At 62.2% G+C, this 12,771-nt stretch carries 11 protein-coding genes and 1 pseudogene; 5 read left to right on the forward strand and 7 right to left on the reverse strand.

All coding sequences use genetic code 11. The annotated features are described in order from the left end of the window. Nucleotides 1-105: 105 nt before the first annotated feature. The 3 genes from PZL22_RS09855 to PZL22_RS09865 form a co-directional block, all read right to left on the reverse strand. Nucleotides 106-1,428 (reverse strand): homoserine dehydrogenase, encoded by a 1,323-nt coding sequence (locus PZL22_RS09855; RefSeq protein ID WP_003537040.1) that lies wholly within the window; start codon nucleotides 1,426-1,428, stop codon nucleotides 106-108. A gap of 80 nt (nucleotides 1,429-1,508) precedes the next feature. Next, the gene (locus PZL22_RS09860) at nucleotides 1,509-2,726 is read right to left on the reverse strand and encodes an LL-diaminopimelate aminotransferase (protein WP_003537042.1); all 1,218 of its coding nucleotides are present in this window, start codon (nucleotides 2,724-2,726) and stop codon (nucleotides 1,509-1,511) included. 124 nt (nucleotides 2,727-2,850) lie between these two features. After that, nucleotides 2,851-3,156 carry a hypothetical protein gene (locus PZL22_RS09865; RefSeq protein ID WP_003537044.1) on the reverse strand — a complete coding sequence of 102 codons (306 nt, stop codon included), beginning with the start codon at nucleotides 3,154-3,156 and terminating at the stop codon, nucleotides 2,851-2,853. Between the two features lie 211 nt (nucleotides 3,157-3,367). Between PZL22_RS09865 and phaC the strand changes: the two genes are divergently transcribed. The 5 genes and pseudogenes from phaC (at nucleotide 3,368) to sthA (ending at nucleotide 9,153) form a co-directional block, all read left to right on the forward strand. Beyond that, a complete protein-coding gene (phaC, locus tag PZL22_RS09870) occupies nucleotides 3,368-5,203 on the forward strand; it encodes a poly(3-hydroxyalkanoate) polymerase subunit PhaC (RefSeq protein WP_003537046.1) in 1,836 nt (611 codons plus the stop codon). A 33-nt stretch (nucleotides 5,204-5,236) separates the two neighbouring features. After that, nucleotides 5,237-5,956: a DNA/RNA nuclease SfsA gene (sfsA, locus tag PZL22_RS09875; RefSeq protein ID WP_003537048.1), complete on the forward strand. Its 720-nt coding sequence runs from the start codon at nucleotides 5,237-5,239 to the stop codon at nucleotides 5,954-5,956. Between the two features lie 28 nt (nucleotides 5,957-5,984). Next, the gene (gene map, locus PZL22_RS09880) at nucleotides 5,985-6,824 is read left to right on the forward strand and encodes a type I methionyl aminopeptidase (RefSeq protein ID WP_003537051.1); all 840 of its coding nucleotides are present in this window, start codon (nucleotides 5,985-5,987) and stop codon (nucleotides 6,822-6,824) included. Continuing rightward, nucleotides 6,821-7,608: pseudogene (gene radC, locus PZL22_RS09885) on the forward strand (RadC family protein). The gene map and the pseudogene radC overlap by 4 nt, the downstream one beginning before the upstream one ends. Nucleotides 7,609-7,749: 141 nt before the next feature. Then, on the forward strand, nucleotides 7,750-9,153 hold the full coding sequence (sthA, locus tag PZL22_RS09890; RefSeq protein WP_003537057.1) for a Si-specific NAD(P)(+) transhydrogenase: 1,404 nt from the start codon (nucleotides 7,750-7,752) through the stop codon (nucleotides 9,151-9,153). A 199-nt stretch (nucleotides 9,154-9,352) separates the two neighbouring features. Here the strand turns inward: sthA and sufA are convergent, their stop codons facing one another. From sufA to sufD, 4 genes are all read right to left on the reverse strand, one after another. Next, the gene (gene sufA / locus PZL22_RS09895) at nucleotides 9,353-9,745 is read right to left on the reverse strand and encodes a Fe-S cluster assembly scaffold SufA (RefSeq protein WP_003531489.1); all 393 of its coding nucleotides are present in this window, start codon (nucleotides 9,743-9,745) and stop codon (nucleotides 9,353-9,355) included. A 95-nt stretch (nucleotides 9,746-9,840) separates the two neighbouring features. After that, nucleotides 9,841-10,221 carry an SUF system Fe-S cluster assembly protein gene (locus PZL22_RS09900; RefSeq protein WP_003531488.1) on the reverse strand — a complete coding sequence of 127 codons (381 nt, stop codon included), beginning with the start codon at nucleotides 10,219-10,221 and terminating at the stop codon, nucleotides 9,841-9,843. 10 nt (nucleotides 10,222-10,231) lie between these two features. Further along, on the reverse strand, nucleotides 10,232-11,476 hold the full coding sequence (locus PZL22_RS09905; protein ID WP_003531486.1) for a cysteine desulfurase: 1,245 nt from the start codon (nucleotides 11,474-11,476) through the stop codon (nucleotides 10,232-10,234). Nucleotides 11,477-11,488: 12 nt separating this feature from the next. Continuing rightward, the gene (gene sufD / locus PZL22_RS09910; protein ID WP_003531484.1) at nucleotides 11,489-12,766 is read right to left on the reverse strand and encodes a Fe-S cluster assembly protein SufD; all 1,278 of its coding nucleotides are present in this window, start codon (nucleotides 12,764-12,766) and stop codon (nucleotides 11,489-11,491) included. Nucleotides 12,767-12,771 lie beyond the last annotated feature (5 nt).

The following is a 12,771-nucleotide window of genomic DNA, read 5'->3' on the forward strand; positions in this document are numbered from 1 at the left end:
CGTTCTTAACGAAGATTTCGGCACTGAAAAACCGGCGGGGGCGCAGTTCGGCCTGCAAGTCGCGAGTCGAAGCGGCTTCTCAACAGATTTGATGGGGACGCGCGGTCACCAGGCCTTCGGACGCTCGATCCGGATGACCTGCGGCTCGCCGACGAGATAGCCCTCGCCCTTGATCGAGACGATCGCCTTGCGCACGGAAGCCTCTGATGTCGCATGCGTGACGAGGATGATCGTCTTCGGCTCGGCCGGGTCGGCATAGTGCTTGGAATGCTGCATGATGGATTCCAGCGAGATGTCGTTCTCCGCCATGTGCTTCGCCACATTGGCGAAGACGCCGGTGCGGTCGACCACTTTCAACCGGATGAAGTAGCCGCCCTCGTGGCTCTGCATACGGGCGCGCTTGTAGGGCAGCAGCGCCTTCGCCGGACGGCCGAATGCCGGCACGTGCTGCGCGCCGGGCCGGCTCTTGGCAATGTCGGCGATATCGCCAAGCACGGCCGATGCGGTCGCGTCCCCGCCGGCGCCCGGGCCCACCATCAGGAGCTCGCCAAGAATGTCGGATTCGATCGCAACCGCATTGGTCACCCCGTCGACCTGCGCGATGACGGTGTCGTGGGGTACCATGGTCGGATGGACGCGCTGCTCTATGCCGCTATCGGTTCGCTGAGCCACTCCGAGAAGCTTGATGCGGTAACCGAGGTCGGAAGCCGCCTGAATATCTTCGATCGAGATGTTGGTGATGCCCTCGAGATAGATGTCGTCGGCAGCAATCGCGGTGCCGAAGGCAAGACTCGTCAGGATCGAGAGCTTGTGCGCGGTGTCGTTGCCCTCGATGTCGAAGGCCGGATCGGCCTCGGCATAGCCGAGACGCTGAGCCTCCTTGAGGCACTCCTCGAAGGAGAGCCCCTCCTTCTCCATCTTCGTCAGGATGTAGTTGCACGTGCCGTTCATGATCCCGTAGACGCGCGAGATCGTGTTGCCGGTCATCGACTCGCGAAGCGCCTTGATGACGGGAATGCCGCCGGCGACCGCAGCTTCGTAATTCAGAAGCGCGCCATGCTGCTCGGCAATTTCCGCCAGCTCGATACCATGTGCTGCCAGAAGCGCCTTATTGGCGGTCACCACATGAACGCCGCGCATGAGCGCCGCCTTCACGCAGGAATAGGCCGGATCTCCGGCACCGCCCATCAGTTCGACAAAGACGTCGATGTCTGCTTCCGACGCCAGCGAAACTGCGTCCTCGAACCAGGCAATTCCCGCAAGCTTCACTCCGCGATCTTTCGACCGCTCCCTTGCCGCTACGGCCGTAATTTCGATCGCCCTGCCGCATGTGGTCGCCATCGTCTCATGACGATCCTGGAGAATCCGCACGAGCGAGGCACCGACGGTCCCCAAGCCCGCAATGCCGATTTTGAGGGCATCTGCCATAGCAAGTTCCTAACACGTAGAGGCGCCCCGCCAGACCGGGCGGGGCAAATTGGGTGCGGAAACGGGCACAGCCCGGCTCCTTACCGATGTGCGTTGAGCGAGATGACGTTGTGCATCGTCTCGTCCGCCGAAGAAAGGAAGCGCTTGATATTACGCGCGGCCTGGCGGATGCGGTGTTCGTTCTCCACCAGCGCGAGACGAACATAGTCGTCCCCCTGCTCGCCGAAGCCGATACCCGGAGCAACGGCGACATCCGCTTTCTCGACGAGAAGCTTGGAGAATTCCAGCGAGCCGAGATGGCGGAACTTCTCGGGGATCTTCGCCCAGGCGAACATCGTCGCCGGCGGCGGCGGCACCTCGAAACCGGCCTTGCCGAAGCTTTCCACCATGACGTCGCGGCGCCGCTTGTAGATGGCGCGCACCTCGGCGATGTCGCTGCCGTCACCGTTCAGTGCCTGCGTCGCCGCCACCTGGATCGGGGTGAATGCGCCGTAGTCCAGATAGGACTTCACGCGCGTCAGCGCCGCGATCAGTCGTTCGTTGCCGACGGCGAAGCCCATGCGCCAGCCGGGCATGGAGAAGGTCTTCGACATCGACGTGAATTCGACGGTCACATCGGTCGCACCCGGCACTTCCAGAACCGAAGGCGGCGGTGCGTCGTCGAAGTAGATCTCCGAATAGGCGAGATCCGACAGCACGATGATGTCGTGCTTCTTCGCAAAGGCGATGACATCCTTGTAGAAATCGAGCGTGGCGACCTGCGCCGTCGGATTGGACGGGTAATTGAGGATCAGCGCCAGCGGCTTCGGGATCGAGTGCCGGACCGCACGCTCGAGCGGCGGGAAAAAGGTCTCGTCCGGCTCGACCGAAATCGAGCGGATGACGCCGCCTGCCATCAGGAATCCGAAGGCGTGGATCGGATAGGTCGGGTTCGGGCAAAGGACCACGTCGCCGGGTGCGGTGATGGCCTGCGCCATGTTGGCGAAGCCTTCCTTGGAGCCGAGGGTCGCGACGACCTGCGTCTCGGGATTGAGCTTGACGCCGAAGCGGCGTGCGTAATAGGCGGCCTGCGCACGGCGCAGCCCGGGAATGCCCTTCGATGACGAATAACGATGCGTCCGCGGGTCCTGGACGACTTCGCACAGCTTGTCCACGATGGACTGCGGGGTCGGAAGATCCGGATTGCCCATGCCGAGGTCGATGATGTCAGCACCGGCCGCTCGCGCGCTAGCTTTCAAACGGTTGACCTGTTCGAAAACGTAGGGCGGCAAACGCCGGACTTTATGAAACTCTTCCATCTCCAGACCTCATTTGGCGCGCGTCTTTGCCAGCCCTTGGGCTCTTCGCTCGACATGCGCGGGGTGAACGGCCGCCATCGCGGCCATTCAACGCTTTGCGGCCAAATCACGAGAAAGGCAAGCGCTAATTCTCGATCTGTTTCAGCGTGTCGGCACCGTGCTGCTCGGCCAGGAGCTGCAACTCCTTCAGGCGACGCTGATACTCGGCTTCGGAGATCGCGCCGGACCGGCGCTGCCCGGCAAGTGCGGTCAACTGGCCCTGCATGTTCAGCGCCTCCTCACTGGTCATCTGCTGCATGGCGGCGGGCTTCTGACCGTAAACAGAGGGATAGGTGGCAAGGTCAGCCGTCGAGTTGCAGCCCGCGAGCACGCCTGCGAGAATCAGTGCGGACATCCAAGAAAGCGAACGCTGTTTTCCGACGGCAAGCATGCTGGCGATGACCTCTGTTTCTGCGGCGCGACGATGCGCTACAGCGCCGCGCGTCTCCCGGGACGCGCAAAGGTCGCTGTAGCACTTTGATCTGCTGCATGTTTTTGTCCTTCGACCGGCTACGATCAAGGGAACATGCAGTAGCCCTTGTAATCATTTTCGGGCAGAATGTAAAAATACAAAACAAACAAGATGCTGTGGAGGACGCCGGGTGACAGCAGAGAAGGCTGAGGGCGCTACGGGCTTTGCCGGCTTCGACCCGAAATCGGTCGAGCCTTACATCGTCAAGGATCCCGAAAGCCTGGCCATCAACATGGCTCGCGCGGCAGAGCAGCTCGGAAAAGCCGCTTCCGCATGGCTCGCCCCCCGCGAAGCGGGCGAGAAGACGGATAGTTTCGCCGAGCCGGTCTCCGACATGGTCAAGACCCTCTCCAAGGTCTCGGAATACTGGCTCTCCGACCCCCGGCGGACACTCGAAGCCCAGACCCATCTTCTCGGCAGCTTCTTCGATATGTGGTCGCGGACACTCCAGCGCATGGCAGGCGACGCCCTGGAGGACCCGGCCAGCCTTCAGCGCAACGACAAGCGCTTCGCCGACGAAGACTGGGTGAAGAATCCGTTTTTCGATTTCATCCGCCAGGCCTATTTCGTCACCTCCGACTGGGCAGAGCGAATGGTGAAGGACGCCGAGGGCCTTGACGATCATACCCGCCACAAGGCGGCCTTCTACGTTCGCCAGATTGCCAGCGCTCTTTCCCCGACCAACTTCATCACGACGAATCCGCAGCTCTATCGCGAGACCGTGGCGTCGAGCGGCGCCAATCTCGTGAAAGGCATGCAGATGCTGGCGGAAGACATAGCCGCCGGGCGCGGCGAGCTTCGGCTCCGCCAGACGGACACCAGCAAGTTCGCCATCGGAGAGAACATCGCGATCACTCCGGGCAAGGTGATCGCCCAGAACGATGTCTGCCAGGTGCTGCAATACGAGGCGAGCACCGAGACCGTGCTGAAGCGGCCGTTGCTCATCTGCCCGCCCTGGATCAACAAATTCTACGTGCTGGACCTCAATCCGGAGAAGTCCTTCATCAAATGGGCTGTCGACCAGGGTCAGACGGTCTTCGTCATCTCCTGGGTAAACCCGGACGAACGCCATGCCTCCAAGGACTGGGAAGCCTATGCACGCGAAGGCATAGGCTTCGCGCTTGATATCATCGAGCAGGCAACCGGCGAGCGCGAAGTCAATTCCATCGGCTATTGCGTCGGCGGGACGCTGCTCGCCGCCACCCTGGCGCTCCATGCCGCCGAAGGGGACGACCGCATTCGCTCCGCGACGCTTTTCACCACGCAGGTGGATTTCACCCACGCCGGCGATCTCAAGGTTTTCGTGGACGACGACCAGATCCGCCACATCGAGGCGAATATGAGCGCCACCGGCTACCTCGAAGGCTCGAAGATGGCGTCGGCCTTCAACATGCTCCGGGCTTCGGAACTGATCTGGCCCTATTTCGTCAACAACTACCTCAAGGGCCAGGACCCCCTGCCCTTCGACCTGCTTTACTGGAACTCCGATTCGACGCGGATGCCCGCGGCCAACCACTCTTTCTACCTGCGCAACTGCTATCTGGAGAACAGGCTCTCCAGGGGCGAGATGGTGCTGGCCGGCCGCCGCGTATCCCTCGGCGACGTAAAGATTCCCATCTACAATCTCGCGACGAAGGAGGACCACATCGCGCCGGCAAAGTCGGTTTTCCTCGGCAGCAGCAGCTTCGGCGGCAAGGTGACCTTCGTGCTCTCCGGCTCCGGGCACATCGCCGGTGTCGTCAACCCTCCGGCCCGAAGCAAGTATCAATACTGGACGGGAGGGGCGCCGAAGGGCGACATCGAGACCTGGATGGGTAAAGCGAAGGAGACGGCCGGGTCCTGGTGGCCGCATTGGCAGGGTTGGGTCGAACGGCTCGACAAACGCAGGGTTCCGGCGCGGAAGGCCGGAGGTCCGCTCAATTCCATCGAGGAAGCGCCCGGCTCCTACGTGCGCGTGCGCGCCTGACCGCAACGACTGACCGCAGAGAGTGCAATCCCCTTGAATTTCCCTCGCCCGCTCGTACCTGCGACGCTTGTGCAGCGTTACAAGCGCTTCCTGTTCGACGCTATTCTGGCCGATGGAACGGCAATCACCGGTTCATGCCCGAATACCGGCTCGATGCGTGGCCTGACCATACCGGGCTCGCCGGTCTGGCTCTCGGAACACGACAGCCCAACACGCAAGTATCGCCACATGCTGGAGATCGTCGAGGCGGACGGCACGCTGGTCGGCATCAACACCGGATTGCCGAACCGGATCGCCGAAGAGGCGATCATGGCCGGACAGGTGGGCAATCTCCACACCTACGGCACGCTCCGGCGCGAGCAGAGATACGGCCGCAATTCGAGGATCGACATTCTGCTCAGCGATGCGGAAAAGGGCCTCGCCTATGTCGAGGTGAAGAACGTCCATTTCAGCCGCGTCCGCGGTCTCGCTGAATTCCCGGACAGCCCGACACAACGCGGCGCGAAACATCTAGAGGAACTGGGCGATATGGTCGAGGCGGGACACCGCGCGATCATGCTCTATCTTATCCAGAGAGGCGATTGCAGTCGCTTCCGCATATGCCGTGAGCTCGACCCGGTTTATGCTCGTGCTTTCGAAAGGGCGAGCGCCCGCGGGGTCGAGGCCTATGCGGTCAAGTGCGCGGTATCGCCGGCGCAAATCGTGGCGGCAGGACCGATCGTAGTGGACGAACCGGTCCCTGCTGTTTTATGAAAATCGCCTGAAACAACGGAAGTCTGGAATGGTAACTTACATCGAGGCCGACGCGGCTCCCTACAAGAACACCGGTGTCATTCGACTTTACGGGCCGGAGGGATTTGAAGGCATGCGCAAGGCCTGTCAGGTGACGGCACGCTGCCTGGACGAGCTCGTGGCGCGCGTGAGCCCGGGCGTGACGACGGACGAGATCGACCGCTTCGTCTTCGAGTTCGGCATGGACCACGGCGCGCTCCCTGCAACCCTCAATTATCGCGGCTACACGAAATCTTCCTGCACCTCGATCAATCACGTGGTCTGTCACGGCATCCCCAACGACAAGCCGCTGCGCGAAGGGGACATCGTCAATATCGACGTGACCTATGTGGTCGATGGCTGGCACGGTGATTCAAGCCGGATGTATCCCGTCGGAGAGATAAAGCGTGCCGCCGAGCGCCTGCTGGACGTGACGCATGAATGCCTGATGCGCGGCATAGCGGCGGTTCGCCCCGGCGCGCGCACGGGGGCAATCGGCGAGGCGATCCAGGCCTATGCCGAAGCCGAGCGTTGTTCGGTGGTTCGCGACTTCTGCGGTCACGGCGTCGGCCGGCTCTTTCACGACGCGCCCAACATCCTTCACTATGGCAGCGCCAATGACGGGCCGGAGCTCAAGGAAGGCATGATCTTCACGATCGAACCGATGATCAATCTTGGCCGCCCGCATGTGAAGGTCCTCTCGGACGGCTGGACGGCGGTTACACGCGATCGATCCCTGTCGGCCCAATACGAGCACACGGTGGGCGTCACGGCGGACGGCTGTGAAATATTCACGCTCTCACCGGCCGGTCTCTTCAAGCCCGGCATTCACGTCGCGGGCGACGCGTGACGAAGATCCCGCCCGGCGAACCCGACGAGCTTTTCGACGCCGCGGACGAACGCGGGTTTTTCCCTGAGAAGCGGACCCGCAACAGCCCCGCAACCGCGCCGGCGCCGGCAACCGATACGCACTATCACGGCCATCGGGATCGCCTGAGAGCCCGCTACCGCGAACACGGGGATGCGGCGCTGGCGGATTACGAAATCCTCGAGCTCATCCTCTTCCGCCTCATCCCCCGCCGCGACACCAAGCCGATCGCCAAGGCGCTGCTCGCCGCTTCGGCACGCTTGCGGCCGTCTTCGGCGCTCCCCTGCACCTCCTTCAGGAAGTCAAAGGCGTCGGAGAGTCCGTTGCGCTCGATCTCAAGCTCGTCGCCACCGCCAGCCACCGCATGCTCAGGAGCGAATTGCGCAACAAGCAGGTTCTGTCCTCCTGGAGCGCCGTGATCGACTATTGCCACGCAGCGATGGCGCATGAGACGAAGGAGCAGTTCCGCATCCTTTTCCTCGACAAGCGCAACACGCTGATCGCCGACGAGGTGCAGCAGCAAGGAACGATCGACCACACGCCCGTATATCCTCGCGAGGTGGTCAAGCGCGCCTTGGAGCTTTCCGCTACCGCCTTGATTTTAGTGCACAACCATCCCTCCGGCGACCCGACGCCGTCACGCGCGGACATTGACATGACCAAGCTCATCGCCGAGGCCGCCAAGCCGCTCGGCATTGCGCTTCACGATCACGTCATCATCGGCAAGGACGGCCATGTCAGCCTCAAAGGGCTTCGATTGTTCTGATGGAAAATATGCAGCAGACGCATCCAGAACAGGGCGCTACGGCATTGCACGTCATCAAACGGTGCGATTGACGATATAGCTGTGCCTGCGCGAAAGATGCCGCATCGCACAACGATTCTCACGCGAGCAGGGGAAGCGTTCATGAACCAGTACGATCTCATCGTCGTCGGCAGTGGTCCGGCCGGGCGCAGGGGAGCCATCCAGGCCGCGAAGCTTGGCAAGAAGGTGCTCGTCATCGAACAGGGAAAACGGGTCGGTGGCGTTTCCGTCCACACCGGCACCATTCCGTCGAAAACGCTGCGTGAAACGGCGCTCAACCTCACCGGCTGGCGCGAGCGCGGCTTCTACGGCCGCTCCTACCGGGTCAAGCAGGAAATCAGCGCCGAAGATCTGCGCCGTCGTCTCATCATCACGCTCAACCATGAGGTGGAGGTGCTCGAGCACCAGTTCGCCCGAAACCGCGTGCAGCACATCCGTGGCAGGGCGAGCTTCGTCGGGCCGACGACGCTCGAGATCTCCAAAGACGACGACGAGAGCATGCTCGTTTCCGGCACCAGCATCCTGCTTGCCGTGGGAACGAAGCCCTTTCGGCCCGACTACATGCCTTTCGACGGCAGGACGGTCGTCGACAGTGACGAACTGCTCGATATCCGTGAACTGCCCCGCTCGCTTGTGGTGATCGGCGCCGGCGTCATCGGCATTGAATACGCCACCATCTTCAGCGCCCTCGACATCCAGGTGACGGTCATCGACCCGAAGACCACCATGCTCGATTTCATCGACCGGGAGATCGTCGAGGACTTCACCTATCAGTTGCGCGACCGCGCGATGAAACTGAACCTGGGCCAAAAGGCGGAGAAAGTGGAGCGGCTCGACAATGGCAAGGTTCTGCTTACCCTCGACAACGGCCGCAAGATCACGACGGAAATGGTGCTTTTCGCCGCCGGCCGGATGGGCGCGACGGATGCGCTCAACCTTCCCGCGGCAGGTCTCGAGGCCGATGCCCGCGGTCGGCTGAAGGTCAATCCGGAAACGTTCCAGACGACGGTTCCGAATATCTACGCCGCCGGCGATGTCGTCGGCTTTCCGAGCCTCGCCTCGACCTCTATGGAACAGGGCCGCGTCGCAGCCCGCGTTGCGGTCGGCGCAATCGCCAAGGAGCCGCAGAAATATTTCCCCTACGGCATCTATGCCGTGCCGGAAATATCCACCTGCGGCCTGTCCGAGGAAGAGGTCAAAGAGCGCGGGATTCCCTACGAATGCGGCATCGCCCGATTCCGCGAGACTTCGCGCGGGCACATCATGGGCCTGGATTCGGGACTCTTGAAGATGATCTTCTCGCTCAGGACGCGGCGGCTGCTCGGCGTCCATATCATCGGCGAAGGTGCGACCGAACTCGTCCATATCGGCCAGGCCGTCCTGAACCTGAAGGGCACCGTCGAATATTTCGTCGAGAACACCTTCAACTACCCGACCCTCGCCGAGGCCTACAAGATTGCCGGCCTGGACGCTTGGAACCGCATGGGAGAGATCAAGGCGGAGTGACGGCGGGAGCCGGATAGCCCCTCATCCCCCTGCCGGGACCTTCTCCCCGCAAGCGGGGCGAAGGGGAATCGCGGCTGCTGTCTTGCTCCGATTTGATGTAGGGCGAGCGCTCGCGGCTTGTCCCTTCTCCCCGTTAAAACGGGGAGAAGGTGGCTGGCAGGCCGGATGAGGGGCGTTTCGAAACGCAGCGGCTACGAAATCAGCTGGCGCGGACCACCGCGTCGCCGCGCTCGGCAAGTGCTGCGAGATCCGCAGGCTTCAGTTCCACCGACTCGCCGCAGCCGCAGGCCGACGTTTGATTCGGGTTGTTGAAGGTGAAGCCAGAGCGCAGCGTGGTGGTCTCGAAATCCATCTGCGTGCCCAGAAGGTAAAGCACGGCCTCGGGGGCCACCCAGACCTTCGCACCCTGGTGCTCGATCAGGTCGTCCTTCGAATTGGGTTCGCTCACGAGATCGACGGCATATTCCATGCCGGCGCAACCGCCCTTCTTGATGCTGATACGGATGCCCTTGGCCTCGCCTCCGGCATTTTCCACGATCGACCGGACCCGGCTGGCGGCGGCATCGGTCAGGCTCATTACGGCAAAGCCCATAGGCTCCATCTCCTTCGTATCGCCGGGTTAAAGGCCCGGCGCTTTCCAGACTGAATGTAATGCCCGCTTGCCAACGGATCAATATCGGCAGGTGCTCAATACCAGCCGAGCGCAACCTGCGCCTCTTCCGACATCCGGTCAGGCGTCCACGGCGGATCGAAGGTCATCGACACTTCGACGCCCGAAACGCCCTCGACGGTGCCGACGGCATTTTCGACCCAACCCGGCATCTCACCAGCCACGGGGCAGCCCGGCGCGGTCAGCGTCATGTCGATCTTCACCATCCGGTCGTCTTCGATATCGATCTTGTAGATGAGACCGAGTTCGAAGATGTCCGCCGGTATTTCCGGGTCATAGACGGTTTTGAGCGCCGCGATGATGTCGTCGCTGAGGCGCGCCAGTTCCTCCGGCGGAATGGCCGAATGAACGATGCCTTCGCGGACGTCAACTTTTTCTTGTGTTTGCTCGAGACCCATGTCCGTCTCCCTAAGCGAAAAACTTGCGTGCGTGTTCCAGCGCGTCCGCCAGCGCATCGACCTCGGCCCGGGTATTGTAAAGACCGAAGGACGCCCGGCATGTGGAGGTGACGCCGAACCGTTTCAAGAGCGGCTGCGCACAATGCGTTCCGGCGCGCACCGCAATGCCGGCACGGTCGATGACCATCGATACGTCATGGGCGTGTATGCCGGCGATCTCGAAGGAAAAGATACTCCCCTTGCCGGGCGCGTCGCCGAAGACCCTCAGCGAATTGACCGAGGACAGGCGTTCGCGGGCATAGGCCGTCAGGCTTGCCTCGTGTGCCCTGATCGCCTCGCGGCCGACCTTCTCCATGTAGTCGAGCGCATAGCCGAGCCCGATCGCCTGGACGATCGGCGGCGTGCCGGCCTCGAAGCGATGCGGAGGATCGTTGTAGGTGACGCGGTCCTCGGTCACTTCCTCGATCATCTCGCCGCCACCCATGAAGGGACGCATTTCCTTCAGCCTTCCGGTCTTGCCATAGAGCACGCCGATGCCGGAAGGACCGTAGAGCTTGTGACCGGTCATCACATACCAGTCGCAATCGATGTCCTGGACGTCGACGGGCATATGCACCGCACCCTGGCTGCCGTCGACAAGCACCGGAATGCCGCGCTCGCGGGCAATGCGGCAGATCTCCTTGACCGGAACCACCGTGCCCAGCGCGTTCGACATGTGCGTGATGGCGATCAGCTTCGTCCACTCCGTCAGGCACTTGACGAAGTCCTCGATGTGGAATGCGCCGTCGTCGTCGACCGGCGCCCAGACGAGCTTCGCGCCCTGCCGCTCACGAATAAAGTGCCAGGGAACGATGTTGGAGTGATGCTCCATGATCGAGATGACGATCTCGTCCCCCTCGCCGAGTTTCGGCATTCCATAGCCGTAGGCGACCGTGTTGATCGCCTCGGTCGAGGACTTGGTGAAGATGATGTTGTCGACCGACGGGGCATTCAGGAAACGGCGAACCTTTTCGCGCGCCTGTTCATAGGCCTCCGTCGCGGCATTCGACAGGAAATGCAGACCGCGATGGACGTTGGCGTATTCGTTGGAATAGGCATGGGCAACGGCGTCGATGACGAGTTGCGGCTTCTGCGCCGACGCGCCGTTGTCCAGATAGACAAGCGGCTTGCCATAGACCGTCCGTGAAAGGATCGGGAAATCCTTCCTGACCGCTTCGACGTCGTATGCCGCTACCGGCGGCGCAGGATGTTCCATGTCTTTATCCAATCAGGCGTGCTTTTCGAGCCAGGCCGCGACTATATCTTCCAGCGCCTCGACCAGCGCCTCGTCGTCTTCCAATTCCTCGACGATCTCGGCGACGAAAGCATTGACGAGCATCGCGCGCGCCTTGTTTTCCGGAATGCCGCGAGCGAGAAGGTAGAAGAGCTGCGTGTGATCGATATCGATGACCGTTGCACCGTGACCGCACTGCACGTCATCTGCAAAGATTTCGAGTTCCGGCTTCGCAGAGAAGTCGGCGTCGTCGGAAAGGAGCAGCGTGTTGCACGACATTTTCGCGTCGGTCTTCTGTGCGTCCTGCGCGACCAGGATCTTACCCTGGAACACGCCCTTCGCCCGATCGAAGACGACGTTGCGGATGATCTCGCTCGATGTCGTGTGCGGCACGTCATGGCTCAGCGTGAACGTCAGATCCGTGTGGCTGTCGCCGCCGAGCAGGTTGATCCCGCGCAGGGTGAGGTCGGAGCCCTCGCCGCTCGCACGGCCATGCAGCTCCTGACGGACCAGCTTACCGCCGGCATTGATGACGAAGAGGTGCAGTTTCGCGTCCTTGCCGAGATCGAAGCGGATCTGGCCGAGATGCGTATCGGCCGGACCCTGCTGCTGCAGGATGATCCAGATCACGTCGGCGCCGTCGGCGAGCGTCACGTCGCTTACCGAGGAAACGAAGCTCGGCTCGGCATTCGTCGACAGATGGCGCTCGATCACGGTCGCTTTCGCGCCGGCGCCGAAGGAAACCGGAAAGCGCGTATGCGCCTGACCATGACTCTGAACCACCTGGATTTCGATCGGAGCTTCGATCTGCGCGCCGGCGGCGACGGTGATTTCCAGTCCGCCGCGCACGAGGCCGCCATTGATCCGGCCGATCGCATCGTCCGAGCCGAGGACGGAGAGCCCGGCTACCGCCGAACCATCGAGCAGGCTCTCGGTATAGGAGCGCGCCGTCAAATGCTCGGGAACGCTCTTGATATCCGCCTGGCCGTTGCGCACGGACAGAACAGACGAGCCCGGAACGACCGGCTCTACGCGATCGGCGAAGGCGGTCGGATCGGCCGCCGGCACCGCTCGCAGCAGCGTGCGCAGGTCGGTATAGTGCCAGGCTTCGACGCGGCGCGTCGGCAGACCTGCCGTCTTCAACTCGTGAACCAGCGTGTCGCGAAGCGACAGCACGGCCCCGTCGCCCGGCAGATCACCGATCTGCGCCGTATAGGCATCGACGAGCGCCGTTTCGGCCGCCGTCATCTTGATGGCCTGTTGCATATTCATTCGAA

This window comes from Ensifer meliloti (genome assembly GCF_030064585.1).
Lineage (GTDB): Bacteria > Pseudomonadota > Alphaproteobacteria > Rhizobiales > Rhizobiaceae > Sinorhizobium > Sinorhizobium meliloti.